The sequence below is a fragment of the Croceibacterium mercuriale genome, from assembly GCF_000802385.1.
Classification (GTDB): Bacteria; Pseudomonadota; Alphaproteobacteria; order Sphingomonadales; family Sphingomonadaceae; genus Croceibacterium; species Croceibacterium mercuriale.
Map to the genome: position 1 here is coordinate 1,479,487 of NZ_JTDN01000001.1, position 25,388 is coordinate 1,504,874.

Below are 25,388 nucleotides of genomic sequence, written 5' to 3' on the forward strand. Positions count from 1 at the left end.
ACCGGCAGATAGGGCGCGCCACCGGCAAACGCAAAGGGGCAGGCAGATGCGCATCACCTTCATGGGCACGCCCGACTTCGCGCTCCCGACGCTGGACGCGCTGGTGGAGGCCGGGCACGACGTGGTCGCAGCCTATACCCAGCCGCCCCGCCCCGCCGGGCGCGGCAAGGCCCCCCGTCCCTCACCCGTGCAGCTGCGGGCGGAGACGCTGGGTATTCCGGTCCACTCGCCCAAAAGCCTGCGCAATCCGGAAGCTCAGGCGGACTTCGCCGCCCTGCAGCCGGAGGTTGCCGTGGTCGTCGCCTATGGCCTGATCCTGCCACGCCCCATCCTGGACGTGCCGGCATTGGGCTGCATCAACGTGCATGGCAGCCTGCTGCCGCGCTGGCGCGGGGCCGCGCCGATCCAGCGCGCGATCCTGGCGGGCGATCCCGTGACCGGCATCACCATCATGCGCATGGCCGAAGGGCTCGACACCGGGCCGATGCTGGCGACGGCCCGCGTGCCGGTGGAGGACAAGACCAGCGGCGCGCTGTTCGCCGAACTGGCGGAGGTCGGCGCGCACCTGCTGGTGGAGGTTCTGGCCGATCACCAGCACTGGCGCCCGGAGGATCAGGACGAGCTGGGGGCGAACTACGCCGCCAAGATCGACAAGGCCGAGACGCGGCTGGACTGGACCAAGCCGGCCGAACTGCTGGAACGGGAAGTGCGCGCCTTCGCCCCTGTTCCCGGTGCCTGGTTCGAGCTTGATGGCGAGCGGATCAAGGTGCTTGGCGCGCATGTCGTGGCCAGCAATGCGGCGCCGGGCACGGTGGTGGACGATCAGCTGACGGTCGCCTGCGGCGAGGCCGCCCTGCGCCCCGCGATCGTGCAACGCGCGGGGCGCCCGGCCATGCCGGCGGCGGACTTCCTGCGCGGGCGCTCCATCCCGCAGGGCACGGTACTGCGATAGGGGCGACAGGTGACGCGCTTCGCCCTGACGCTGGAATTCGACGGCGGCCCGTTCATGGGCCTGCAGCGGCAGGCGCACGGCCCCAGCGTGCAACAGGCGGTGGAGGAGGCAGTGCTGCAGGTCACCGGCGAGACGGTCGTGCTGCACAGCGCGGGCCGGACCGACAGCGGCGTGCATGCGCTGGCAATGCGCAGCCATGTGGAGATCGCCAAGGAGATCGCCCCGTTCCGGTTGATGCAGGCGCTTAACGCCGTGCTGCGCCCGCAGCCGGTGGCAGTGACCGCCTGCGAAGCGAAACCGGACGACTGGCATGCGCGCTTTTCCTGCACCGGCCGCGCCTATCTCTACCGCATCTGCAATCGCCGCGCGCCGCTGACGCTGGAGCATGGCCGCGCCTGGCAGGTGACCCGGCCACTGGATGCGGACGCCATGCACCAGGCGGCGCAGGCACTGGTCGGGCTGCACGACTTCACCACCTTCCGCTCCGCCCATTGTCAGGCCGCCAGCCCGGTGAAGTCGCTCGACCGGCTGGACGTAAGGCGGGAGGGCGAGTGGGTGCTGGTGGAGGCTGCGGCGCGCAGCTTCCTGCACCATCAGGTCCGCTCCATGGTCGGCACGCTGGCGCTGGTCGGCCTGGGCCAATGGCGGCAGGAGCAGGTGGCAGAGGCGCTGGCCGCACGCGACCGCAGCCGGCTGGGCCTCAACGCCCCGGCGCAGGGGCTGTACTTCGTGCGCGCGACCTACCCGGACGAGGGCTGATCGTCACAGGCCAGGTGCGGGCTCCGGCGGCGGTCCGCTGCTGACGCTGACGCCGTTCTCGTCCAGCCGCAGGTCCAGCGGCATGCCGGCCACATCGCTGGAGATCACCGCGCCGCCATCGTCCAGCCGCAGCACCGGACCGCCTTCGCCCCCCAACGGAACGTCGCCGATATCCGGCAGGTCGAGCGGCTGGACCGGGCCGCTCGGGTTCGGTGCCGGGGCATCGCGGCGCCGCACGGGGCCGCTCCGCTCTCCCAGCGCCTGCTGCATGAAGTCGCGCCAGATGCGCGCGGGCACGCCGCCGCCGCTCATGCCGCCAGGCAGCGGGCTGTTGTCGTCATTGCCGACCCACACGCCGACAACCAGATCGCCCGAATAGCCGACAAACAGCGCATCGCGGTTGTCCTGCGTGGTGCCAGTCTTCCCGAAGTTCGGCGCCTGCAGCACCGCCGCACGGCCGGTGCCGCGATTGACCGCGGCGCGCAGCATCTGTTCCATTGCGCCATGTTCGTACGTGCTCAGGCTGTCCGGCCGGTTGAACAGCCAGTCCCACAGCCGCCCCAGCCAGCCGCGTTCCTCCACCGGCAAGGCGCGCGGCTGCACCGGGAAGCGGTTGGCCGCGACCCCGCCATAGGCGGCGGTCAGTTGCAGCAGCGTCACGGTGGTGGTGCCCAGCGCCAGCGACGGATCGCCTTCCGGCATAGGCCCGGTGATGCCCAGATCCTGCGCCATCTCGATCACCCGGTCCGACCCGACCTCCCCCAGCAGGCGCACCGCGGCGACATTGCTGGATTGGGCGAAGGCGTCCTCCAGCGAGATGAACTCGGAATAGCGTCCACCCGAATTGCCCGGGCGGTAGCTGCCTTCGGTGATCGGCTGGTTGCTGATCGGATCCTCCGGCTCCCACCCATCCTCCAGCGCCGCCAGGTAGACGAACAGCTTGAAGGTGGAGCCCGGCTGCCGGCGGGCCTGGGTCGCACGGTTGAACGGGCTGTCGCCATAATCGCGCCCCCCGATCATCGCCACCACTTCGCCCGTGGTGCGCATCGCCACCAGCGCCACCTGCGCCTTACCCAGCGATGCCCGCTCCACCGCACGGCGGGCCGCGTTCTGCAGCCGGCTGTCCAGCGTGGTCACCAGCGTCTGCCGCGCGTAGCCGGCCGATGCCACCCGTCGCGCCTGCGGCAAGGCCCAGTCCGCGAAGTAGGTGCCGGTCGGCAGCGTCCTGGCGCCCCGCACGTCCAGCCGCGGCGCCCGCAGTGCGTCACCCTGCGCGGCGGTCAGGTATTCGGCATCGACCATCGCGCCGACCACCGTCTCCATCCGCTCCCGCGCAAGGGCATAGTTCTTGGTGGGGGCGTAGCGGGACGGCGCCTGCAGCAACCCGGCCAGCATCGCCGCCTGCGCCACCGTCAGCCGTTCCGGATGGCGATGGAAGTAATGCATGGAGGCGGCTCGCAAGCCGTAGGTGTTGTCGCCGAAATAGGCGTTCGAGAGGTAGCGCTCGAGGATTTCGTCCTTGCTCAGCCAGGCCTCCAGCCAGAACGCGATCAGCGCCTCGCGCCCCTTGCGGGTCAGGCTCTGTTCGGGCGTGAGGAAGGTGAACTTGGCCAGCTGCTGCGTGATGGTGCTGCCGCCCTGCGTCCGGCCGCTGGTCAGGTTGCCCCACACGGCGCGCGCGATGCCCAGCGGATCGATGCCCCAATGCTGGTAGAAGCGCCTGTCCTCGATCGCCAGGAACGCTTCCACCACGTGCGGCGGCAGCTCGGCGATGGCGACCGGCGCATCCACATTCGCGCCGTTGCGGGCGATCGGCGTGCCATCCGCCGCCAGCAGGGTGATCTGCGGCGGCACGATCGGCTGCAGGCTCTTGGACAGGGGAGCGGTGACCGCCAGCCACCCGATCAGCAGGATCAGCACGGCCAGCGAGGCGGCCAGCCCGTGCCGCACCCACCAGCCGCGGGTGCGGCCACCTGGCGTTACGACACTCGCAGGTTCCGCAACCGGCACGAACGGGCGCGGCGGCTCGCGCCAGCCATCGTCGCGCTCGTCTTCGTCATCCAGGCCGTAAAGCGGCGACCACGGCGCATCCTCGCGGTCCCGCCAGGCCGGCGGATCCTCCCGCCGCTGCGCCCTGCCCGTCAGCCGATGCCACAATCCCATGGAGCTGTATTAGCTGATCAACACAGCGGATGCGAGAAGCAAATCAGGCCTTGCCGACGACGCTTTCCGGCAGGTCCTTGCCGAACACGCGCTGGTAGTATTCCGCCACCAGCATCTTCTCGGCCTCGTCACACTTGTTCAGGAAGCTGAGGCGGAAGGCGAAGCCCGGATCGGTGAAGATCTCCGTATTCTGCGCCCAAGTGATCACCGTGCGCGGGCTCATCACCGTGGAGATGTCACCGTTCATGAAGCCCTGCCGGCTCATGTCCGCGACACGGATCATGTCAGCCACCAGCTTGTCGCCCAGCTTCGTCTTGGCGCCGACGATCGCCCGCTCGGTTTCCGCCGACAGGTAGTTCAGGCCGACCACGATGTTCCAGCGGTCCATCTGGCCCTGGTTGATCGCCTGCGTGCCATGATACAGCCCGCTGGTGTCGCCCAGCCCGACGGTGTTGGCGGTGGCAAACAGGCGGAAGCCCGCGTGCGGGCGGATCACCCGGTTCTGATCCAGCAGGGTCAGCTTGCCTTCCGTCTCCAGCACGCGCTGAATCACGAACATCACGTCCGGCCGACCGGCATCATATTCGTCGAACACCAGCGCCACCGGGTGCTGCAGCGCCCAGGGCAGCAGGCCTTCGCGGAATTCGGTCACCTGCAGCCCGTCGCGCAGCACGATCGCGTCACGGCCGATCAGGTCGATGCGGCTGATATGCGCATCCAGGTTGATGCGGATGCATGGCCAGTTCAGCCGCGCCGCCACCTGCTCGATATGGGTCGATTTGCCCGTGCCATGATAGCCCTGCACCATCACCCGCCGGTTGAAGGCGAAGCCCGCCAGGATCGCCAGCGTCGTGTCCGGATCGAACACATAGGTCGCATCGGTATCGGGCACGCGCTCGTCCGCGCGGGAGAAGGCCGGCACGGTCATGTCGGTATCGATGCCGAACACCTCGCGGACACTGACGGTGGTGTCCGGAGCGGGCAGCGCGGTGCCGGATTCGTGGGCGGAACTGGTCATCTGGTTCATGTTGCCATGTGCCTAGACAAGCGGCTTTTGCGCTGCAACCGGAATGGCTCCGCCAACCGGCTTTGCTCAGGCCATGGATAGCGAATCACGCGAGCTTTGGCGGCAATGCGAACAGCGCCACGAACCGTCGTGCCAGGTCGCGATCGCCGCGGATCGCCACGCCCGCCTGCTCCGCCTGATGCAGCGGCTGCTTGCCATAGAATACCCGCAGCAGCGGCAAGGCGGTGTCGGCGGCGAAGCCGATCGTACCCTCGCCCGGCTCGGCCCGCCGCACCGGCATGGCGCCGGCACCCAGTTCGGCCAGGAAGCTGTCTCTGGCCACGGTGAAGCCGGCCTGCACGTCAAGCGTGCGCGCCGCCTGTCGATCCAGCATCGTGCGCAACGAAAGCATGAAGGATACCGGCGACATCGGCAGCTGCGGATCATGCGCCGGCGACATCGCGGCCCACCGGCCCAGCTCCTGAATGGATGGTTCCAGCGCCAGCCCCCAGTCGGTCAGCTGGAACAGCTGCGCCGGCGTCGGCGGCGGCAGCTTGCGCCGGATCAGGATGCCGGTGGCTTCCATGCCCGCCAGCCGCTCTGTCAGCACCTTGGCCGACAGGCCGGGCAGGCGCGCGCGCAAGTCCGAAAAGCGCAACGGCCCGAGCATCAGCTCGCGCACGATCAGCAGCGCCCAGCGCTCTCCCACCAGCTCCATGGCGAAGGCCATGCCGCAAGCATCCGCGTACCATTTGCCATGCACCGGGTTGCGCAACCCCGGTCCGGTAACTTCACTAGACTTCATAGTTGCATTAAGTAACCAGCAGAGGCATGCTTTTCAAGTAGATGATTCGCACGCGAACGAAGGAGAGACTTCGTGGATCGGATGGAGAGCAGATATCGCGGTGATCCGGGCGAGGTCAGCGCCTTCAGCTGGGTGCCGGACTTTGCGCGCGGTAATGTCCGCGACCTGCGTGTCCGCTGGGCGTGCGAGGAGATCGGCCGGCCCTATGCCTCGGTCCTGCTGGACGCCACGCATCAGCGCGGGCCGGACTACACCTGCTGGCAGCCTTTCGGCCAGGTACCCGCCTGGCGCGATGCCGAAGTGCAACTGTTCGAAAGCGGCGCCATCCTACTCTATCTAGGGGAAAGTGACGACAGGCTGCTCCCGGCGGACCCGCAGGCCCGCTGGCATGCGACAAGCTGGCTGGTCGCGGCGCTCAACTCGGTCGAGCCATTCCTGGGCAGCCTGGTCGATATGCGGCTGTTCCACGCCGACCAGCCGTGGGCAGAGGATGCCTTTGCCACCTTGCGCCCACAGGCGGAGCAACGGCTGGCGCAACTGGCGACCGCGCTGGGCGGCCGCGAATGGCTGGCGGGATCGTTTTCGGTCGCCGACATTGCCATGGTCACCGTGCTGAAGATTGCGCACGATCTCGATCTGCTGCCCGCCCATCCCGTGCTGGCCGCCTATTTCGCGCGGGGCGTCAGTCGCCCCGGCCATGCGCGCGCACTGGCGGCACAGCTGGCCGATTTTTCCGACGAACCACCTGTGCAGTAAACCGACCCGAGGAGAGCGATCATGTATGTCACCGGATTCCTGCTGGCCGTGCCCGCCGCCAAGAAAGAGGCTTATCGGGAGATGGCTGCGTCCGCCGGCCCGTTCTTCCAGAAGCATGGCGCCGTTGAGATCATGGAAGCATGGGAAGAGGATGTCCGCAACGGTGAACACACCGACTTCCGGATGGCGGTAAAGGCAGAGGCCGGCGAGAAGATCGTGTTCTCGTGGATCGTCTGGCCCAGCAAGGAGGCGGCCGACGCGGCGGAAAAGGCGATGGAGACCGACCCTGACATGCAGATGCCGGACGAGATGCCGTTCGACGGCAAGCGGATGATCTATGGCGGCTTCTCGCCGATCTACACGCTGGGCCGCTGAAGCGCCGCGGAGACAGGAGATAGAGGATGGCTGACAGCGAGCCCGGCGCCGCGCCCGATCATGGCGGCTTCATCTGGTATGAACTGGCGGTGCCCGACCCGGGGCTGGTGCAGGAGTTCTACCAGCAGGTCGCCGGCTGGACGATCGATCCGGCGGGCGAGGACCATGACGGCACGGAGTACCGCATGATCCGGCGTGCCGATGGCGGCCTTGCCGGCGGCGTGCTGACCCTGACCGCGCAGATGGCAGGTTCCGGCATGCGTCCGACGTGGACCGGCTACATCCATCATCCCGACGTGGATGCCGCCACACAGGCGATCGTGGAAGCCGGCGGGCAGTGTTTCATGGGACCGCTCGACATGGCAGGCGTCGGCCGCATGGCCATGCTTGCCGACCCGCAAGGGGCTGCGTTCTACCTGCTGGCGCCGACCCCGCCGGAGAGCGATCCCGACGCGCAGAGCGATGTGTTCGGCTACATGATACCCGGCCGGATCACCTGGAACGAGCTCATGACGACCGACCCGGCAGCCGCCATCAGCCTGTATGGCAAGCTGTTCGGCTGGACGCAGGACGGCTTCATGCCGATGGGTGAGCTGGGTGATTACCAGTTCATCCATCACGGTGGCGATCCGATCGGTGCAGTCATGCCGCTCGTGCCGCAGCTCGATCGCTCCTGCTGGAACTTCTACATCGGAGTGCCTGACATCGATCAGGCGGCCGAGGCGGTCGTGGCGCAGGGTGGCACCCCGATGGGCGAGATCCAGGAAGTATCGGGCGGCAGCTATGTCCTGAACGCGGTCGATCCCGCCGGCGCGACCATCGGCCTTGTCGGCCCGCGCAAGGAGCAGACCGCATGAACAAGGCCGAGATCTGCCTGTGGTTTCGCAACAATGATGCGGCCGATGCGGCGCGCTTCTACGCCGAGACCTTTCCCGACAGCCATGTGGGGCATACGCAATATGCCGCCACCGACTACCCGGGCGGCAAGCAGGGTGATCCGCTGGTGGTGCACTTCACTGTGATGGGCCTGCCCTGTTTCGGGCTGAACGGCGGGCAGGAGGACTTCTACCACAATCTCAGCTTCTCCTTCTCCGTCACGACGGAGGATCAGGCGGAGACGGACCGGTACTGGAATGCGCTGATCGCAGATGGCGGGCAGGCGAGCCAGTGCGGCTGGTGCACCGATCGCTGGGGCATCTCCTGGCAGATCACTCCGCGCGTGCTGACGGAAGGCATGGCCGATCCGGACCCGGCCGTCGCGCGCCGGGTGATGGAAGCCATGATGACCATGGGCAAGATCGACGTCGCCGCGATCGAGGCTGCACGCCGGGGCGGATGATCATGGCCGGCCGGAACACGGCGCCGATCACCCGTCGGGTCCGCCAGCAGAGGGTGGAAGCCGGCGCGCAACACCTTGCCATCGGCATCGAACCGGGCTGCAATGCACTGCCGGACCAGACGGTTTGGTGCGAGGGAGCATAGCAGATGGCCGAGTTCACGTTCTTCTTCAATCCGATGAGCCGGGCGCAGATCGCCCGCTGGGCGCTGCACGAGGTGTCGGCGGACTACGAACCCGTGCTGGTCCCGTATGGTGAAGACAAGCCGGCCGAGTTCCTGGCGGCGAACGCGATGGCCAAGATCCCGACGATCATCCACCATGCCCAGGGTGGCGACAAGGTGGTGACCGAATGCGCCGCGATCTGCCACTATCTGGCGGAAGCGACCGGCTCCTCCCTGTTGCCGCGACCGGACGAAGTGGCCGACTACTTCCGCTGGCTGCTGTTCGGTGCCGGTCCGCTGGAGCAGGCGATCATCTCCCACGCCATGGGCTGGGAAGCAAAGGATGCGCAGCAGGAGATGATGCTGGGCTTCGGATCGTACGAGCGGACGATGGATGCGCTGGACAGCTGGCTGCAGGGGCGCGACTTCATCTGCGGCACCCGGTTCACCATGGTCGACGTCTATGTGGGATCGCAGGTGGACTGGGGCCTCGCCTTCGGCACCATGCCCGATCGTCCCGCCTTCCAGGCCTATGCCGGTCGACTGCGCGCCCGGGCCGCCTATGCCGAGGCCAAGGCGATCGACAACGCACTGATCGCCCAGATGAAGCAAGCCGCCAACTGAGCCTGACGCCTCGCAAAGCGCGCCGGCGCTTCCCATCTGCACGACAATCAGGAGATTGCCCGATGCGGAGAGGATCAACACCGGCGCGCCCCTTGCGGCAGCAGCCCTGGCACCCGGCCGAACATCTGCGCCGCCAGCTGGGCAGCAGCATCCGGCGCATGTTCAACGATCCGGCGAAAGGCGAGGCGCCGGTGATGCCGGCCGGCAATGCGCTGTTCGCGCCCGACACGCCGATCCGCATGGTCCATGCCGACGTCACCTCCATGATGGTGGGCGGTATCACGGCATTGCTGCTGCAGATGCTGCACCCCCATGCGCTGCAGGGGGTGCTGGATCATTCCGACTTCCGCACCGACCTCGACGGGCGCCTGCGCCGCACCGCCCGGTTCATCGCGATCACGACCTACGGTCCGGCCGCGGAGGCGGAGCGGATGATCGGCCGCGTCAACGCGATTCACCGCCACGTCAACGGCACCCTGCCCGATGGCACGCCATACAGCGCGACCGATCCGGCCACGCTCGCGTGGGTGCATCTGGCGGAGGCGCGGTCCTTCCTGCAGGCCTATGTCACATTGGTGCGCCCGGACATGCCGGGTGCGGAGCAGGACGAGTATTACCGCCAGTTCGCCATGATCGCCCGACAGCTGGGGGCCGATCCGGTGCCGGAGAACCGGGCCCAGGCGGCGGAGATGATGGCTGCCATGCGCCCGTCCCTGCGGGCCGCTGCCATCACGCGGGAGGTCGCGCACACCGTGCTGGCGCATCGCGGCGAGTCCATCGGCGCGCTGGCGCAGCCGGTGCTGGCGCGGGCGGCGATCGACCTGCTGCCGCCCTTCGCCCGCACGATGCTGGGTCTGCAGAGCAACGGCCTGCCGGCGATCGGCACCCGCATGGCCACCCGGATGCTGGGCGGCACCATCCGCTGGGCCTTGCGCCCGGGCTGACCGCGGGAACCGGGGGCACCGCTGCGCCGTAACGCGGGCAGGAGGAAGCTGATGTCCACGCAACACGATCCCGCCCCCGCACCGGCCTTCGCCGCCGGGCTTGCCGATCCGCTGGTACCAGGCGGTTCCATCGCGCCGGCCAACTGGGGCTGGTATCTTGCCCGCGGTATGCTGCTGATCGTGCTGGGCCTGCTCGCCGCCTTCATGCCGGCGGCGGCGCTGTTCGTGTTCGCGCTGATGTTCGCCGCCTTCTCCTTCGCCGACGGGCTGCTGAACATCGTCGCGGGTGTGCGCGGGGCGACGCACCACCGGCAACGCTGGTGGGCGCTGATCCTGTCCGGCCTGGTCGGCGTGGCCGTCGGCGTGCTGTTCGTCGGCTTCCCCGTCCTGTCCTCCCTCGCCTACGCCACGATCGCGGTGCTACTGATCGCCTTCTGGGCGATCGCCACCGGCGTGGCGGAGATCAGCGCCGCCATCCGGCTGCGGCGGGAGGTCACCGGCGAATGGCTGCTCGGCCTCTCGGGCGCCGTGTCGCTGCTACTGGGTGCCGCCCTGCTGTGGATCGCGATGGGCAATCCGGCGGTCAGCGTCGTTTCGGTCGGCTGGCTGATCGCGCTCTACGCGCTGGTCGCGGGCGTTGCGCTGGTGCTGCTGGCACTACGCCTCCGCCGGCTGCGCTGATCGGGCCATGCACCGCCTGTTCATCGCCATCCGCCCACCAGCGGCGGTGCTGGACGCGCTGATCGACACGACTGACGGGATCGACGGCGCACGCTGGCAAGGTGACGACCAGCTCCACCTGACGCTGCGCTTCGTGGGCGAGGTGGAGCGGCCAGTCGCCAACGAGCTGGCGGAGGCGCTGGCCGATGTCCACGCCGCACCGTTCGACCTACAGGTCGCCGGCACCGGCCACTTCGAGCGCAAGGGCCGGCCGCACACCGTGTGGGCGCGCGTGCTGCCGTCAGCCGGGCTCGACCTGCTGCATGGCCGGGTGGAGCGGGCCTGCCAGGTCGCCGGGCTGCCCCGTGAAAGCCGCAAGTTCGTGCCGCATGTCACTCTGGCGCGGCTGTCCGGCGGTGCCGGCCCGATCGCGCCGTGGCTGGCCCATACAGGAACGCTGACGGTGCCACGCTGGTCCGTTGCCAGCTTCACCCTGTACGAAAGCCATCTGAACAAGGCCGGCTCGATCTACCAGCCGGCCGTCGACTACCCGCTGGGCGCGACCGATACGGAGGCCGTACCGGTCAGCCGCACCGGCAGGTAGAGCCCCTGCCCGGCCGCACGCAGCGTGCCGGTGCTCACCTGATCGATGTCGGCGCGGATCACCAGCGGACCCTCGCGCTTCTCGGCGATCGCCCGCCGCACCTTGCCGAGCAGTTCATCGAAATCGCGTTCGAAATCCTGCGCCAGTGCGCTGGCGATGAAGCTGTTGACGCCCGGCGCATTGGCCAGGTCCAGCAGCAGGTCACCGCCCGTCACATCCGTGGAGCCGGTGATCTCCAGGCCGCTGATGCCCACCCGGCGCGATCCGGCTTCGTTCGACGGCGTCCCCGTGAACCAGACAGTGCCGCTCGCCCGCTCGCCCTCCGCATCCTGTGCCGCAAAGGTGACACCGACGGCAATGCGGCCACCGGTCGTGCCGTACAAGGTGACCTTGTCGAACCGGGCGCGCACCGGCCCCAGCCCCGGTACGTCGAACGGCCGTTGCGACCGGCGCACCAGCGCCTCCAGCAGCACGGGCTGCAGCTGCCGGTAATCGGCGATGACGGGGATGAAGAAGGACAGCCGCCCGCTTTCGCGCTGCAGAGGTGCCAGGGGCGGCAGCGGCTTGACCGCCGGATCCGCAGGCCGATCGCCGATGAACGTCTCCGTCGTGGCGCTCAGGCCCAGGTTCATCCGCAGCCGACCACCTTCGATGCGGTAGCCGCCATAACGCAGAGCATCGGGCGTGATGCGCATCCATACCGGCGGGTCCGCCCGGTTGAGCGACACGCTGGTGAAAGCCGACTGCCACGCCCGGCCGATCTGCTCGCGAACCTGCAGGCGGCCGATCTCGCCCGGCAGGTCGCGTTCCAGTTGCGCGATGATCGGCCGCAATTCGCGGTCGGCCGCTTCCGTGAATTCGATGCGCTGGCCTAGGAAGTCGATGTGCGGCGTGTCGCGCCAGTCATAGCGGATGTCGATCGTGCCGCGTGGGGTCCAGTCACGCGCCAGGTCGATGCGGATCACGGCATGCGCCATCGCCGTGGCAGTGGCAGTCTCGCGCCGCAGCACGCCACCGATATCCTCCGCCCGGACAACGGCGTTCAGCGGCATGGCAAGCGTGATCTGCTCGCCCGCGCCCGCCAGCCGCAGCGGCCCGCGCGTGACCTCGCCCACGATGCGGCAACGGATGGTGGGCGTCTTGATGGTGGCGATCCCGATATCTATCCGGCGAGATGGCACGCAGGCCTCGCCCGGCTGGTCGATCTGCCACAGCCGACGCGGCAGACGCCGTTCCAGCGCAATGGCCAGGTTGCCCAGATCGGCCTCGACCGGAACCGCGACGAAGGATTCGATCTTCTCGACCGGAATGGGATCATCGGCGCGCGGCGGGGCACCCTCTCCCCCATGTCCGCTGCATGCGGCCAGCGCTGCCAGCAGCAGCAATGCACCAGATCTGCCCAAGTCGGCCACTCACGCCCTCCCCTGCTTTCAGGGGAAATGCGCAAGCGGCCGAGTTGGTTGCGGCCCTACAGTTCCAGGCCGGTCCAGTGTGCCAGGAAGGCCAGGATGTCGGCGCCTTCGGCGATGGCCTTGTCGGTCGGCTTGCCGGCGCCGTGGCCTGCGCGCGTCTCGATCCGGATCAGCTGCGGCCGGGGTCCCAGCCCCGCCGCCTGCAACGCGGCGGTGTACTTGAAGCTATGGCCCGGCACCACGCGGTCATCCGTGTCGGCCGTGGTCACCAGCAGCGCTGGATAGGCGGTGTTGTTGCGGATGTTGTGCAGCGGGCTGTAGGTCCGCAGCACGCGGAAATCCGCTTCCTGATCCGGATGGCCGTAATCATCAACCCAGTACCGGCCCGCAGTCCAGCGATCGAAGCGCAGCATGTCCATCACCCCCACCGCGGCATTGCCGGCGGCGAACAGGTCCGGGCGCTGGTTGACCACTGCGCCCACCAGCAAGCCGCCGTTGGAGCCGCCCTGGATCGCCAGGCCATCCTGCGTGGTCACGCCTTCGGCCTTCAGGAACTCGCCCGCCGCGATGAAGTCGTCAAACACGTTCTGCTTGTTGGCAAGCCGGCCACCGTCGTGCCACGCCTTGCCGTATTCCCCGCCGCCGCGGATGTTGGCCAGGGCATAGGCGCCGCCCGCCTCCACCCACGCCAGCCGGCTGGCGGCGAAGCCCGGCGTCAGCGAGATGTCGAACCCGCCATACCCGTACAGCAGGGTCGGCACCGGCTGGCCGCTGGCGGCCACGTCCTTGCGCCGCATGATGAACATCGGCACGCGCGTGCCATCCTTGGACTGGTAGAAGCGTTGCTCCACCACGAAGTCATCCGGCTGGAAGGTCAGGCGCGGCTGGAAGAACGGCTCGCTCGCCAGCGTGCCGACGGTCAAGCGGTTGATCGCGGCAGGCTGGTTGAAAGAGGAGAAGCTGTAGAACGCCTCCTCATCACCCGGCTCCCCGCTGACCCCGCCCATCGATCCGATGCCGGGCAGCTCCAGCCGGGACAGCTCCTGCCCCTGCCGGTCGAACACCACCGGTGCCGACTTGGCGTCTTCCAGATAGGACACGATCAGCTTCTCGCCCACCAGTGCGGCGGACTCGATCACGCTGCCACGCTCCGCGATCACCGGCTGCCATTGCGGCGGCGCGGCGGCGGTGACCTGACCCATGTCGACCGCCACCACGCGGTACATCGGCGCATCCTTGTTGGTGCTGAACCACAGCCGGTCGCCCACGCCGTCGATCAGCGACCAGGCATTGTCGAACCCGGTGACCAGCGGCACCGCCTGCCAGGCGTCGCCGCCTTGCGCCGACAGGTCGATCGCGTGCACCTCGTACCGGGAATCGGTGCCCAGGCTGGAGGTGACGATCGCCCACTTGCCGTCGGAGGTGACGCTGACACTGTGCCCGCGTTCGGGATGGTCGGGCGTCGCGAAGACCTGCCGGTCCTCGCTCTGCGGCGTGCCTAGACGGTGATAGTAGACGGCCTGGTTGTAGTTCAGCGCCTGGAAGTTCTGGCCCGCTTCCGGCTCCGGAAACCGCGAGTAGAGGAAGCCGTCATTGCCGACCCATGCCAGGCCGGTGAACTTGGCCCAGCGGACCTCGTCCTCCAGCGTCTCGCCAGTCGTCACGTCCAGCGCACGGATGATGCGCCAGTCCGTGCCGCCATCCTGCACGGCATAAAGCAGCCGGCTGCCATCGGGCGACGGCGACCAGTCGGCCAGCGCCGTGGCGCCATCCTGCGCCCAGGCATTGGGGTCGAGCAGCAGGCGCGGCTCGGCATTCAGGCTGTCGCGCACATAGAGCGGCGACTGGTTCTGCAGCCCGCTATTGCTGGTGTGGAAATAGCGCCCGCCGCGCTTCACCGGGGTGGAGATGCGCTGAAAATCGGTCAGCTGCGCGATCCGCTGTGCCAGCTCCGCCCGACCGGGCAGCTGGTTCAGATAGGCCTGCGTCACCGCATTCTGCTGCTCCACCCACTGCGCGACCGTCGCATCGTTGCGGACATCGTTCTCCAGCCAGCGATAGGGATCGGCGATGGTCTCGCCGAAGATCGTCTCGCTGGTCTCGACCGTGGCGGTTTCGGGATAGGCGGGCGCCGGTAGCGGCGTCAGCATGGTGGCAGCGGCAAGAAGGGAGAGGCTCAAGGGTGCAGTCCGTTTCTGTTGTGACTACAGACACGTAGCGCCGTGGCGACGCCGTGCAAGGGGCAGGTGCCGCCGCCGCCTGCCTCCGGAGCGCCTAGATCTCCACCTGGCTCCCCAGTTCCACCACGCGGTTGGTGGGCAGGTTGAAGAACTGCATGGGCGTCGCCGCATTGCGCATCATCCAGGCGAACAGCCGCTCGCGCCAGACCGCCATGCCGGGCGTCTCGGCCGACAGCAGCGTCTGGCGCGACAGGAAGAAGCTGGTCTGGATCATCTCGAACGGACCGCCGCCGATCTCGATCGTCTGCGGCGCGGGCTCCACATAGTCAGGGCCCTTCTTGGCCCGGCCGATCGCCTTCAGCGCGGCGGGCACGTCCGTTTCCTGCATGAAGCCGTAACGCAGCTGCACGGAATAGAAGCCGTCGCCATGCTCCTCGATCTCAAACCGGTTGGCATCTTCCACGAAGGGCACCTCGGCGATCTGCACGGTCAGCACCACGACCCGTTCATGCAGCACCTTGTTGTGCTTGATGTTGTGCAGCAGCGCCGATGGCGTGCCGCTCGCGCCCGAATGCATGAAGATGGCCGTGCCGGGCACGCGGGCGGTCGAGTTGCGCGCGCTCTTGGCGAAGATGTCCAGCGGCAGGCTGACCTCCGCCATGCGGGCGCGCATCAGGCGCCGGCCCTTGGACCAGGTGGTCAGCAGGATGAAGGCGATCGCGCCCACCAGCAGGGGGAACCATCCGCCGCTGGGGATCTTGGTGGCGTTGGCCAGGAAGTACGCGCCATTCACGATGAAGAACAGCGCCGCCACCGGCACCCAGAAATACCACTTCCACTTCCACACCGCGAGCAGCAGCACCGCGAGCAGGCAGGTGTCGATCAGCATCGCGCCGGTCACCGCGATGCCATAGGCCGAAGCGAGGTTGGACGAGTTGCGGAAGAACAGCACCAGCAGGATCACCGCGATGCACAGTGTCCAGTTCACCAGCGGAATGTAGATCTGCCCCTGATGCTTCTGGCTGGTGTGCTGGATGGTCAGGCGCGGGATGTAGCCCAGCTGCACAGCCTGGTGCGTGACGGAAAACGCGCCGGAGATCACCGCCTGGCTGGCGATGAAGGCGGCGGCGGCGGCCAGCAGCACCAGCGGCAGGCGCAGCACTTCCGGCGCCATCACGAAGAAGGGATTGCTGATCGCATCGGCCGCCGCGGCATCGCCCATGCCCATGATCATCGCACCCTGCCCGAAATAGTTGAGCAGCAGCGCCGGCATGACAAAGGCGAACCACGACAGGCGCATCGGCCCGCGCCCGAAATGGCCCATGTCGGTGTACAGCGCCTCCGACCCGGTCACCGCCAGCACCACGGAGCCGAGCGCCAGGAAGGCGAGCCAGCCGTCCAGCATGAAGAATTGCACCGCATACCAGGGGTTCAGCGCCACCAGCACCTCTGGTGCCGTCACGATGTGACCGACGCCGAGGATCGCCAGGGTGACAAAATACAGGATCATGATCGGCGCGAACAGCAGACCGATCCGGGCCGTGCCGCGCTTCTGGATGAAGAACAGCGCGACCAGCATGACCAGTGCGATCGGGATGACGAACGGGCTGAGCCCGCGCTGCACCACGGTCAGCCCCTCCACCGCGGACAGCACCGATACGGCGGGGGTGATCATGCAGTCGCCGAAGAACAGTGCGGTCGCGAACACCGCCAGCATCAGGGTATACCAGTGCCAGCGCGACTCGCCGATGTGGCGACTGATCAGCGTGACCAGCGCCAGCGTGCCGCCCTGCCCCTTGTTGTCCGCCCGCATCAGCAAGGACACATACTGGATCGAGACGATCAGCGTCATCGACCAGAAGATCAGGCTGACCACGCCCAGGATATGCGCGTCGTCGATCGTCAGCTTGTGCGGGCCGACGAAGGTTTCGCGAAAGGCATATAGCGGGCTGGTACCGATATCGCCGAACACGATACCGACGGCGCCGGCCGCGAGCTTGAGCTTCGCGGAAGTGCGCTCTTCCCCCTCGATGGCGCTCAAAGCGTGCGGCCCCTCGAATAGACGCAAGATGCGACCGGACACCATATCCCGGCACGAACAGGCGGCGCGCTTAGCAGCCGGTTCACAGCGCTGCAATGTGCGCTGCGGCAAGTTGTTCCGTTGCGGTCGGCGCGCCTCAGTCCGGCCGCCGCTTGCCGGCCTGCTCCGCCTGCAGCGCCGCCCCCAGCAACTGGTCGAGCCGGGCCAGCCGCTGTGCCAGGTACACCTGCGGATCCGGGTCTTCCGATGCCTGACGGACGGCCGCTTGCGGCACTTGCCCCAGCGTGGCCACCCAGGTCTCCCGCCCCCCGATGATGTCACCGCCACGCATCTGGTTGAGGCCCAGGAAGTACCCGGCGGCCAGTGCGGTCCCGGGCTGCCCGGCCGCCCTGCCGTAAGCCAGCCGGGCCGGGGCGGTCAGCAGACCGTCGGCATGCTCCACCAAGCTGTTGGCCAGCGCCAGCCATGCCTCGCCATCCCGCGGATCGTCCCGCACCGCGATGCGCAGCAGGCCGGCGGAGGTCAGGTAGTCGCCCCGTGCGGCAAAGGCATCGGCCGTGATCAGCGTCCGCGCGTCGGAACGGTTGCGCGAGGCGATCATCTCCTGCCGCAGTTCCCGCCAGGCCTGTCCCGGCGCGATCCGGGCGGCCACCCCGGCGGCAGGCGCCGCCGGCACGTCGGACCGCGCCTGCAACGCGTAGCCGGCCAGGCCCAGTGTCAGCGCCACGGCAAAGGTGGCGAGTGCGCCGCGCCCGATCCGCATCACCAGCCCGGCCAGCACCAGCGCGGCAGTGGCGAGCGCAATGACCAGCACCCAGCTCATCGGCTGCGCCCCCGCAGGCGGCGGGCGATCACCAGCAGTGCCGCCACCAGCAGCAGCACGGGCACGGCGAACAGCGGCCACGTCGTGGCGCCGGGCGCGGGACGGTAGCTGATGTAGTCGCCGTAGCGCCCGATCAGCCAGCCACGCACTGCCTCCGGCGTCTCGCCCGCCGCCAGCCGGGTGCGCACCTGATGGCGCATGTCGCCGGCCATCGGCGCATCGCTGTCGGCGATCGACTGGCTCTGGCAGGTGAGACAGCGCAGGCTGTCCATCAGGTCACGCGCCTCCCGCTCCAGCCGGGGATCGTCCAGCTGGCGATAGGCGTAGGGCGCCGGCGGCAGGCTGTCCTGCGCCGGGGCGGCGACCGGCAGCAGCGCCAGCAGGAGAGCGAGCAGCAGCCTCACCCGGCGTCCCGCAGTTCTTCCAGCAGCCGCGGCACGTCCGCGGCGCGGATATCGCCGATATGCTGGTGACGGATCACGCCCTGCCCGTCGATCACGAAGGTTTCCGGCACGCCGGAGGAGCCGAGCGCGATCTGCAGCTGGCTGTAAGGATCGCCCCCGATGCGGCTGAAAGGATTGCCATATCTGGCCAGGAAGACGGCAACATCCGCCGGCTTGTCGCGGATGGCGACCGCCACGATCTCCGCTCCGCCAGCCTTCAGCGCCGTCAGCTGCGGTGCCTCCGCCGCGCAGGGCACGCACCAGCTGGCAAACACGTTCAGCAGCCGCGGCCGCCCATCGGCGAAGTCGGTGCTGGCAAGTGCCGGCTGGCCGGGAACCGCCGGCTCCAGCCGGAAGGGCGGCAAGGGCTGGCCGATCAGGGCGGAGCGGACGAAGTCGTCCTTCGGTCGGCCCAGTTGGAGGGCGAACAGGCCCAGCAGCAGCGCGACTGCCAGCAATGGCAGCCACAGACGCCAGCCGATCATGCCCGTGCCTCCCGCCAGCGGCGCCGACGCCTGAGGTCGCCCACGACATGGCCGATCAGCGCGAGCAGCCCGCCAAAGGCGATCAGCCCACCCCCATACCAGATGCAGGTCACGAACGGCTTCCACCACAGGCGCAGCTGCCAGCGCTCCGGCCCGTCACCCGGCGCCTGCCCTCCGATGACCGCATATAGCTGCCCGTTCCAGCGGGTCAGCAGCGCGCTTTCGCTGGTCTGCTGCGCCGGCGCCCAGAAGCTGCGCGCCTGCGGTTCCAGCAGCACGGGCGCACCGCCGGCATGGGCCACCTGCAAGCTGGCCGTCAGCGCGGTCCAGTTCGGCCCGGCCACCGGTTCCACGTTTTCCAGGATGACCCGCCATGGGCCAACGCTCGTCTGCTCGCCGGTACGCAGGGCAACCAGTCGCTCGGTGGTGAAGGCGCTGTCGGCGGCCATGCCGAACACCGCCAGCGCCACGCCCAGATGCGCCAGCACCATGCCCCACAGCGTCAGCGGAGCACGCGTCAGCTTGCGCCTAGCCAGCGGCAGCACGCTGCCCACCGCCACCGCCGCCGCCAGCGCCATGCCCAGCAGCGGCAGCAAGGCGATCCCCGCCAGCAGCCATGCCGCCAGCAGCGCGACGGTGAAGGCGATGGCAACCGCCACCATCTGCCAGCGGATGCGTGCCAGCCGGTCCTGCCGCCAGCGCAGCAATGGACCCACTGCCAGCACCGCCATGGCCGGCAGGAAGAAGATGGCGCCGACCGGGTTGAAGTATGGCGGCCCGACGGAGACGCGGAAACCCAGCGCCTCCGTCAGCAGCGGATACAGCGTGCCCAGCAGCACGATGCCGAGGATGGCGGACAGCGCGACATTGTTGATCACCAGCCCACCTTCACGGCTGACGATCGCGAACCGCTCCCCTTCGGCCACGGTGCCCGCGCGCAGCGCAAACAGCGCCAGTGCTCCACCGATATACAGCGCCAGCAGCACCAGGATGAAGGTGCCGCGCTCCGGGTCTACGGCAAAGGCATGCACACTGGTCAGGATGCCCGACCGCACCAGGAAGGTGCCGATCATGCTCATGGAAAACGCCACCACACCCAGCATCAGCGTCCAGGTACGCAAGGCGTCGCGCGCGGCGAGCACGCCCGCGGAATGCAGCAGCGCCGTCGCGGCCAGCCACGGCATCAGCGAGGCATTCTCCACCGGATCCCAGAACCACCAGCCGCCCCAGCCCAGCTCGTAATACGCCCAGTAGGAACCGGCAGTGATGCCCAGCGTCAGCGCCACCCACGCGCCCAGCACCCACGGGCGCATGACACGGGCGAAGGTCGGCGTGACCTCCCGCGTCAGCAGCGCGCCGACGGCGAAGGAGAACGCGACCGACAGACCGACATAGCCGCAATAAAGGACCGGCGGATGCAGGGCGAGGCCGATATCCTGCAGCAGCGGGTTGAGCCCCGCGCCCTCTGCCGGCGCCGGTACCATCCGGGCAAAGGGATTGGAGGAAGCGAGCAGGAAGGCATAGAAGCCGAGGCCCACGAAGGCCTGCGCCGCCAGGGTTGCCAGCAGCGTGCGTTCGGGCAGGCGATGCTCCACCCAGGCGATCAGCCCGCCGGCCAGCGCCATCACGGTGATCCACAGCAGCATGGAGCCTTCGTGGTTGCCCCACGCCCCTGCCAGCTTGAAGATCGCCGGCTTGGCCGAATGCGAATTGCTGGCCACCAGCGCCACCGACAGGTCGGTCACCGCAAACAGGTACAGCAGTGCGGCAAAGGCAATGGCGCATAGCAGCGCCTGCACCTGCGCCGCCGGGCGCACCAGGCCGGCCAGCGGCTCCGCCTCGCCCCGCGCCAATGCGATCACGCCGCCCAGCAGCTGCAACGCGGCCAGCGCCGCCGCCAGCCACAGCGCGGCAAGACCCAGCTCCGCGATCACTCCTGCGTTTCCGCAACCGTCTCGCGCGCCTCGGACGGGCTCATGTCCTGCAGCTCGCGCGGCATGTAGTTCTCGTCATGCTTGGCCAGCAGGTTGGTCGCGAGGAAGGTGCCATCGGGTCGCAACGCGCCTTCGGCCACCACGCCGGATCCTTCCACGAACAGGTCGGGCACGATGCCGCTGAACTGCACCGGCACGCGCGCCGCGCCATCGCCCACCAGAAAACGGATCGTGACGCCATCGGGGGCAGTCTCAAGCGATCCGGCCTGCACCATCCCGCCCAGCCGCACCGCCTGACCTATCGCCGGCGGATCACCCAGCATGGCGCTGGGGACGTAGAAATAGCTGGCTTGGTTGCGCAGCGCCCAGGCGGCCAGCAACCCGGCCCCCAGCAGCGCCACCAGCGCGATGATCACCAGCACCAGCCGCTGATGCTTGGCCTTCAGCGCGGCCATTCAGCGGCCCGACACGCGATCACGCCGCGCTTCGGCACGACGCATGGACCGCCAGCTCCAGCCGGCCAGCAGCAGGGTGGCAAGGATCGCGACGGCATAGGCCGCCAGCACGAAGCTCCATTGGTCCAGCCCTTCGCGCATCAGCCCCATTCCGTGGCGGGTGCAGCGGCCCGGCGGCGCAGGCGCGCCTCGGCCTGAGCCTCCGCCAGCAGCGCGCGCATCCGCGCCAGCACCACGCCGCCGAACAGCAGGGAGAAGCCGATCGTCGCCACCAGCAACGGGGCCAGGAACACGCCGTCGATCGCGGACTGGCCGAGCGTGATGGAGGGCGGCTGGTGCAGCGAGTTCCACCACACGACCGACCGGTTGATGATCGGCACGTTGATCGCCCCCACCAGACCATAGATCGCCAGGATCCGGCTGGACGCGCCATCACGCGCGATGGCACCGGCGAGCGCGATGTAGCCCAGATACAGGAACAGCAGCACCAGCATGGAGGTCAGCCGTCCGTCCCACACCCACCAGGTGCCCCAGGTCGGCCGGCCCCAGATGGAACCGGTGGCAAGACAGATTGCGGCAAAGGTGGCGCCGGGCACTGCCGCGGCGCGGGCGGCGAGCGCGGCCAGCGGATGGCGCCAGACGAGCTCGGCCAAGCTGGCGATGGCAATGGTCATCCATCCGCCCATGCCCAGCCAGGCGGCGGGAACGTGCACGAACAGGACGCGCACCGTCTCGCCCATCAGGCGGTCGGGCGGCACCACCAGCAGCCCCCAAGCCAGCGCAGCACCCGCCAGCACCAGCCCGCCGATCAGCAGGGGCAGCGTCAGCCGACGGGCTATGCCGAGAAAGCGGGCAGGATTGGCGTAGAAGTGCATGAAAAATGGTGACCTGACAGTGGTTCTACCGTCTGCCCGGCGCACGGCAAGCCCCATGCACAGGAACCGGCGCCCGTTTACGAGCGCCGGTGGCGTGGCTCAGGCCCGACCGATCAGTTCCTGCGCCATCCGGTCCGCCACCGTGTCCGCCGAATGGCCGCTGGCATCGCTCTGCTGCCAGATGGTCTGCAGGCGACCGGGGATCTGGTCGATCCGGCCCTGCACATCGGCCATGTCGACCGACGCACCATGCTGGCTGGCGAGGTATTCCAGGCTGACATTGATGATGCCGCCGGCATTGATGACGTAGTCCGGGGCATAGAGGATGCCCCGCTCCGCCAGCCGCGCACCGTCGCCCGCGCGGGCGAGCTGGTTGTTCGCGCCGCCGGCGACGATCCGGCAGGCGAGCTGCGGGATCGATGCTTCCGTCAGGATGGCGCCCAGCGCGTTGGGGCTGAACACCTCGCACTCGGTCGCCAGGATGGCATCGGCCGGCACGCTGCGTGCGCCAAGCTCCGTCGCCAGCGCCTGCGCCCGTGCCCCGTCGATATCGGCCAGCACCAGGTCGGCGCCATCGGCTGCCAGCAGGCGGGCAACGCCGCCGCCGACACTGCCGACGCCCTGCACTGCCACGCGCACGCCGCGCATGTCGCCCGCGCCCAGCGCATGCGCCACCGCGGCCTTGATGCCCAGATAGATGCCACGGGCGGTGAACGGACCCGGATCGCCGCCGATCGCGCCTTCGCCCGCGGGCAGGCCGCAGACATGGCTGGTCCGGGCGGAGATCGCGACCATGTCCGCCACCGAAGCACCGACATCTTCTGCCGTCACGTAACGGCCGCCCATGTCCTCCACCGCGTCGCCGAAGGCGGCCAGCATCGCAGGCGTCTTGGTCCGCTGCGCATCCAGCAGGACAACCGCCTTGCCGCCGCCCATGGGCAGACCGGCCATCGCGTTCTTGTAGCTCATGCCCCGGCTCAGCCGCAGCGCGTCGCGCATCGCGCCCGCCGGATCCGCATAATGCCAGAAGCGGGTGCCGCCGGCGCCCGGGCCCAGATGGGTGGAATGCAGCGCGATGATGGCGGTCAGGCCGCTGGCGCGATCATGCACCACGTTCACCTGCTCGTGCGCGTCGAAATCGCTGTCCGTCCAGAAAGCCGACATACCTGCTCCGCATGTATTGGGCGAAGGGCGGATGCCGTGAAAAGGTGGGGCGATTGACGGGGTTTGAACCCGCGACCTCCGGTACCACAAACCGGCGCTCTAACCAACTGAGCTACAATCGCCATCAGCCTGTCGCCGTGGGAGCGGCGCTGATAGGCCCCCGCACGTCGCCGTCAAGCGGTGATCGGCACGGGCTGGCGCCTGTTGCACACTTCGCCCGCCCGATGCAAATCCAAAAAGATGTAGGTGGCAAATGGCGCAACATTGTTGCGTGCGCCGGTGAGGCTTGCCCGGGCAGGGCGCCGCTTTAAACACGGCGCATGGCGAATCCGGGCGAGACCACTGCAGCGACGCTGCTGGCACATGCGGGGGTGCGACGTGTGCCGACCCCGAAGGCGGAACTGTTCGACATGCCCGGCTTCCTGCCGCCGGGCATGTGCGCGACCCTGATCGCGCTGATCGATCAGGACCGGCGCCCCTCCACCATCGCCGACCCGAATGGCGACAGCTATTTCCGCACCAGCGAGACCTGCGATCTGGCCGCCGACCTGCCGGTGGTGCAGGACCTGGAGGCGCGGCTGCTGGCGCTGAACGGGATCGACCCCGCCCATGGCGAGCCTGCCCAGGGACAGCGCTACGCCGAGGGGCAGGAGTTCAAGCCGCACACCGACTATTTCGAGCCACAGGGCGTGGACTACCAGCGCTTCTGCGCGGTCGCCGGCAACCGGACCTGGACCTTCATGATCTACCTGAACGACGTAGAGGCCGGCGGCGCCACGCGCTTCAAGGTCGTCGACAAGATCTTCCAGCCCGCGACCGGCAAGCTGGTGTGCTGGAACAACCACCGGCCGGATGGCACGCTGAACCCTGCCACCCTGCACCATGGCATGAAGGTGCGGCGCGGCGTCAAATACGTCATCACCAAATGGTATCGGGAACGCCCTTGGGGCTGATCGGCCCGGCCTTCGTCAGCCTTGGGCCAGTGCGGCATCGCCGACGAAGGGATTGCTGGCCCGTTCCTGCGCGAAGGTGCTGACCGGGCCGTGGCCGGGGATGAAGGTCATGTCGCCCAGCGGCCACAGCTTGGTGACGATCGCCTCGATCAGCGCGTCGTGATCGCTCAGCGGGAAGTCGGTGCGCCCGACGGATCCGGCGAACAGCACGTCCCCCACGAAAGCGAAGCGGGTAGGACGATGGACAAAGACCACATGGCCCGGCGTGTGGCCGGGGCAATGCAGCACATCCAGGGTGATCTCGCCGAAGCTGACCGTGTCACCCTCCTCCAGCCAGCGCGTCGGGTCGAACACGCGGCCCGGCGTGCCGAAGCGCTGACCGTCCTCGTCCAGCCGGGCGATCCAGAAGCGGTCCTGCTCCTCCGGGCCCTCGATCGGCACCGCGAGGTCCTTCGCCAGTTCGCCGGCCAGGCCGCAATGATCGATATGCCCGTGGGTCAGCAGGATCTTCTCGACCGTCACGCCGGCGCGGCGCACCGCATCCCTGATCTTGTCGAGGTCGCCGCCGGGATCGATCACCGCCGCCCGCATGGTCTTCGTGCACCAGGCAAGGCTGCAGTTCTGCTGCAGCGGGGTGACGGGGATGATGGCGGCGCGCAGGGGCGGCAGTATCTCGTTCATGCGCTACAAGTGCGCGGGGCCCGCGCGGATTGCAATCAGACCCGGCCGCTCTTCCACACCACGCGCCCGATGATGTCGACCTCGCCTTGCGCCACCTCGATCGGCTCGTAGGCGGGATTGGAGCTGATCAGCAGCACGCGTCCGGGCTTGCCGGCCTGCAGCCGCTTGACGTTCAGCACCTCCCCCAGCCGCAGCACATGAATGCCTTCGCGGAACGGGCGCGGCGTGCGGTCGACCAGGATCTCGTCACCATCCTTCAGCAGCGGGTCCATGCTGTCGCCGGACACGCGAATGGCGGACAGCTTGGTCGGGTCCAGACCCTGCTCGCGCAGCCAGCGGCGCGAGAACATCATGGTGTCGAAGGATGTTTCCTGCGCACCCACGCTGCCCGGCCCGGCCGATGCCTCGATCGCCAGCCGGTCCAGCTCCACCCACTGCTCGCTGTCCATCGCCAGCGTGCCACCCAGACCGGGCAGATCGCCGGCAGCAGACGGGTCGTAGGATTTATACTCTGGCGCACCAAGCTGGGACTCGGCGACGTTGAAGTACTTTGCCAGCCGCCGCCGGTCCTCCTCTTCCAGCTTACGAGGGCTGCCCTTGCTGATATATTGCTGAAGATACGTGGCGTTGCGCCCCAGCATGCGTGACAGTGCGGCGAGGCTCGTCCCCTTGTCGCGGGCCAGATCGGCCAATGTTTCCCGCGGATCCATGGTTTTTTCCTGTGTTCCTATGATGTCTCACATAGAGGAAGTATTTTTCCTAGACAAGTAGGATTTTTCCAGCGATACGATGGC

The 25,388-nt window shown here is 68.3% G+C and carries 27 protein-coding genes and 1 tRNA gene; 11 read left to right on the forward strand and 17 right to left on the reverse strand.

Annotated elements, in window-relative coordinates:
- The first annotated feature begins 46 nt into the window (after positions 1-46).
- Positions 47-952: a methionyl-tRNA formyltransferase gene (gene fmt / locus PK98_RS06825; protein ID WP_039095258.1), complete on the forward strand. Its 906-nt coding sequence runs from the start codon at positions 47-49 to the stop codon at positions 950-952.
- Positions 953-961: 9 nt separating this feature from the next.
- Positions 962-1,711 carry a tRNA pseudouridine(38-40) synthase TruA gene (gene truA / locus PK98_RS06830; protein ID WP_039095260.1) on the forward strand — a complete coding sequence of 250 codons (750 nt, stop codon included), beginning with the start codon at positions 962-964 and terminating at the stop codon, positions 1,709-1,711.
- A 3-nt stretch (positions 1,712-1,714) separates the two neighbouring features.
- Here truA and PK98_RS06835 read toward each other — a convergent pair whose 3' ends face one another.
- From PK98_RS06835 to PK98_RS06845, 3 genes are all read right to left on the reverse strand, one after another.
- Positions 1,715-3,874 (reverse strand): transglycosylase domain-containing protein, encoded by a 2,160-nt coding sequence (locus PK98_RS06835; protein ID WP_052208139.1) that lies wholly within the window; start codon positions 3,872-3,874, stop codon positions 1,715-1,717.
- Between the two features lie 43 nt (positions 3,875-3,917).
- Complete coding sequence (cobS, locus tag PK98_RS06840) at positions 3,918-4,892, reverse strand: cobaltochelatase subunit CobS (RefSeq protein ID WP_039096360.1); 975 nt, start codon at positions 4,890-4,892, stop codon at positions 3,918-3,920.
- 94 nt (positions 4,893-4,986) lie between these two features.
- The gene (locus tag PK98_RS06845) at positions 4,987-5,685 is read right to left on the reverse strand and encodes a winged helix-turn-helix transcriptional regulator (RefSeq protein ID WP_039095262.1); all 699 of its coding nucleotides are present in this window, start codon (positions 5,683-5,685) and stop codon (positions 4,987-4,989) included.
- A gap of 81 nt (positions 5,686-5,766) precedes the next feature.
- Here PK98_RS06845 and PK98_RS06850 point away from each other — a divergent pair, with 81 nt between their 5' ends.
- The 8 genes from PK98_RS06850 (at position 5,767) to thpR (ending at position 11,148) form a co-directional block, all read left to right on the forward strand.
- Positions 5,767-6,441: a glutathione S-transferase family protein gene (locus tag PK98_RS06850; protein WP_039095264.1), complete on the forward strand. Its 675-nt coding sequence runs from the start codon at positions 5,767-5,769 to the stop codon at positions 6,439-6,441.
- A 21-nt stretch (positions 6,442-6,462) separates the two neighbouring features.
- Positions 6,463-6,816, forward strand: coding sequence for a DUF1428 domain-containing protein (locus PK98_RS06855; RefSeq protein WP_235425418.1), 354 nt, complete (start codon positions 6,463-6,465; stop codon positions 6,814-6,816).
- Between the two features lie 26 nt (positions 6,817-6,842).
- Positions 6,843-7,673: a VOC family protein gene (locus tag PK98_RS06860; protein WP_052208141.1), complete on the forward strand. Its 831-nt coding sequence runs from the start codon at positions 6,843-6,845 to the stop codon at positions 7,671-7,673.
- Positions 7,670-8,155: a VOC family protein gene (locus PK98_RS06865; protein ID WP_039095268.1), complete on the forward strand. Its 486-nt coding sequence runs from the start codon at positions 7,670-7,672 to the stop codon at positions 8,153-8,155. The genes PK98_RS06860 and PK98_RS06865 overlap by 4 nt, the downstream gene beginning before the upstream one ends.
- 146 nt (positions 8,156-8,301) lie before the next feature.
- Complete coding sequence (locus PK98_RS06870) at positions 8,302-8,940, forward strand: glutathione S-transferase family protein (protein WP_039095271.1); 639 nt, start codon at positions 8,302-8,304, stop codon at positions 8,938-8,940.
- A gap of 62 nt (positions 8,941-9,002) precedes the next feature.
- Positions 9,003-9,884: an oxygenase MpaB family protein gene (locus PK98_RS06875; protein ID WP_052208143.1), complete on the forward strand. Its 882-nt coding sequence runs from the start codon at positions 9,003-9,005 to the stop codon at positions 9,882-9,884.
- Between the two features lie 51 nt (positions 9,885-9,935).
- On the forward strand, positions 9,936-10,565 hold the full coding sequence (locus PK98_RS06880) for an HdeD family acid-resistance protein (protein WP_052208145.1): 630 nt from the start codon (positions 9,936-9,938) through the stop codon (positions 10,563-10,565).
- A 7-nt stretch (positions 10,566-10,572) separates the two neighbouring features.
- Entirely contained in the window at positions 10,573-11,148 is a 576-nt protein-coding gene (thpR, locus tag PK98_RS06885) for an RNA 2',3'-cyclic phosphodiesterase (RefSeq protein ID WP_052208146.1), read from the forward strand.
- Here the strand turns inward: thpR and PK98_RS06890 are convergent.
- From PK98_RS06890 to PK98_RS06940, 12 genes are all read right to left on the reverse strand, one after another.
- Entirely contained in the window at positions 11,091-12,560 is a 1,470-nt protein-coding gene (locus tag PK98_RS06890; RefSeq protein WP_200884979.1) for a DUF4403 family protein, read from the reverse strand. The two genes, thpR and PK98_RS06890, sit on opposite strands and share 58 nt — an antisense overlap.
- Positions 12,561-12,616: 56 nt before the next feature.
- Positions 12,617-14,710 (reverse strand): prolyl oligopeptidase family serine peptidase, encoded by a 2,094-nt coding sequence (locus PK98_RS06895; protein WP_052208149.1) that lies wholly within the window; start codon positions 14,708-14,710, stop codon positions 12,617-12,619.
- A 124-nt stretch (positions 14,711-14,834) separates the two neighbouring features.
- Complete coding sequence (locus PK98_RS06900) at positions 14,835-16,826, reverse strand: potassium transporter Kup (protein ID WP_081996069.1); 1,992 nt, start codon at positions 16,824-16,826, stop codon at positions 14,835-14,837.
- A 91-nt stretch (positions 16,827-16,917) separates the two neighbouring features.
- Positions 16,918-17,604 carry a tetratricopeptide repeat protein gene (locus tag PK98_RS06905; protein WP_039095278.1) on the reverse strand — a complete coding sequence of 229 codons (687 nt, stop codon included), beginning with the start codon at positions 17,602-17,604 and terminating at the stop codon, positions 16,918-16,920.
- Complete coding sequence (locus PK98_RS06910; protein ID WP_039095280.1) at positions 17,601-18,008, reverse strand: cytochrome c-type biogenesis protein; 408 nt, start codon at positions 18,006-18,008, stop codon at positions 17,601-17,603. Before PK98_RS06910 ends, PK98_RS06905 begins: the two co-directional genes overlap by 4 nt.
- The gene (locus PK98_RS06915; protein ID WP_039095282.1) at positions 18,005-18,532 is read right to left on the reverse strand and encodes a redoxin family protein; all 528 of its coding nucleotides are present in this window, start codon (positions 18,530-18,532) and stop codon (positions 18,005-18,007) included. Before PK98_RS06915 ends, PK98_RS06910 begins: the two co-directional genes overlap by 4 nt.
- A complete protein-coding gene (locus PK98_RS06920; protein ID WP_039095284.1) occupies positions 18,529-20,466 on the reverse strand; it encodes a heme lyase CcmF/NrfE family subunit in 1,938 nt (645 codons plus the stop codon). The genes PK98_RS06915 and PK98_RS06920 overlap by 4 nt, the downstream gene beginning before the upstream one ends.
- A complete protein-coding gene (ccmE, locus tag PK98_RS06925; RefSeq protein ID WP_039095286.1) occupies positions 20,463-20,921 on the reverse strand; it encodes a cytochrome c maturation protein CcmE in 459 nt (152 codons plus the stop codon). Before ccmE ends, PK98_RS06920 begins: the two co-directional genes overlap by 4 nt.
- A complete protein-coding gene (locus PK98_RS17160; protein ID WP_162531629.1) occupies positions 20,922-21,071 on the reverse strand; it encodes a hypothetical protein in 150 nt (49 codons plus the stop codon).
- The gene (gene ccmC / locus PK98_RS06930; RefSeq protein ID WP_039095288.1) at positions 21,062-21,796 is read right to left on the reverse strand and encodes a heme ABC transporter permease CcmC; all 735 of its coding nucleotides are present in this window, start codon (positions 21,794-21,796) and stop codon (positions 21,062-21,064) included. The genes PK98_RS17160 and ccmC overlap by 10 nt, the downstream gene beginning before the upstream one ends.
- A 99-nt stretch (positions 21,797-21,895) precedes the next feature.
- Positions 21,896-22,960, reverse strand: a complete 1,065-nt coding sequence (locus PK98_RS06935; protein ID WP_039095290.1) for a Leu/Phe/Val dehydrogenase — start codon at positions 22,958-22,960, stop codon at positions 21,896-21,898.
- A 45-nt stretch (positions 22,961-23,005) separates the two neighbouring features.
- Positions 23,006-23,082, reverse strand: a tRNA-His gene (locus PK98_RS06940).
- A 198-nt stretch (positions 23,083-23,280) separates the two neighbouring features.
- On the opposite strand from PK98_RS06940, the gene PK98_RS06945 reads away from it, so the two are divergent.
- Positions 23,281-23,913: a prolyl hydroxylase family protein gene (locus PK98_RS06945; RefSeq protein ID WP_039095291.1), complete on the forward strand. Its 633-nt coding sequence runs from the start codon at positions 23,281-23,283 to the stop codon at positions 23,911-23,913.
- Between the two features lie 15 nt (positions 23,914-23,928).
- Here PK98_RS06945 and PK98_RS06950 read toward each other — a convergent pair whose 3' ends face one another.
- Complete coding sequence (locus tag PK98_RS06950) at positions 23,929-24,594, reverse strand: MBL fold metallo-hydrolase (RefSeq protein ID WP_326998653.1); 666 nt, start codon at positions 24,592-24,594, stop codon at positions 23,929-23,931.
- A 35-nt stretch (positions 24,595-24,629) separates the two neighbouring features.
- Positions 24,630-25,304 (reverse strand): S24 family peptidase, encoded by a 675-nt coding sequence (locus tag PK98_RS06955; RefSeq protein ID WP_039095292.1) that lies wholly within the window; start codon positions 25,302-25,304, stop codon positions 24,630-24,632.
- Positions 25,305-25,388: the final 84 nt, after the last annotated feature.